The sequence below is a fragment of the Paraburkholderia bengalensis genome (assembly GCF_037126505.1).
GTDB classification, from domain to species: domain Bacteria; phylum Pseudomonadota; class Gammaproteobacteria; order Burkholderiales; family Burkholderiaceae; genus Paraburkholderia; species Paraburkholderia bengalensis.
Genome location: NZ_JACFYJ010000309.1, coordinates 1 through 471, shown reverse-complemented (window position 1 = coordinate 471; position 471 = coordinate 1). Strand labels below are relative to the sequence as shown.

1 protein-coding gene is annotated in these 471 nt (G+C 58.0%); it reads right to left on the bottom strand.

The window, feature by feature from the left end:
- Positions 1–125: 125 nt before the first annotated feature.
- The coding region (locus tag H3V53_RS44050) for a TonB family protein (RefSeq protein ID WP_336603070.1) at positions 126–471 on the bottom strand (346 nt) is incomplete at its 5' end.

Below are 471 nucleotides of genomic sequence, written 5' to 3'. Positions count from 1 at the left end.
TAAAGCCGCACGTGGGGCCGCGCGGCCCCTGTAAGACGTAATGAGTGAGTGGGATGAAACACAGCGCACCTCCCGTTATGCCTGGCACTGTGAAGAAATTATTTCGCGCATGAACGGTGACGCCTTCAGTTCAACGTCTGCGCCTGCGGTGGCGTGAGTTCCCGCAGCTGGAATTTTCGGTCGTCATTGAACAGCCAGTCCTCGAAAAGCTCCAGCTGCCCGTTTGCGTTGAGCAGCTCCGCCGGTGGTCGCGGCAATGGCGACGAGCGGCGCAGTGATCTGAGCGCGGTGTTCTCAGCTTCGTCGTCGCCATTCGTCCGATATACGGAGGACGTCAGCACATGTCCGTTTCGATCGACGACGAAAGAAACCACTACGACCGAACGCAGCATTGCCTGAGGATTACCATGCAGCACGTCCGAGGGATTGTTTTGCTCGATGCGTTGCGCAACGGCAACCTGGTATTGGTCG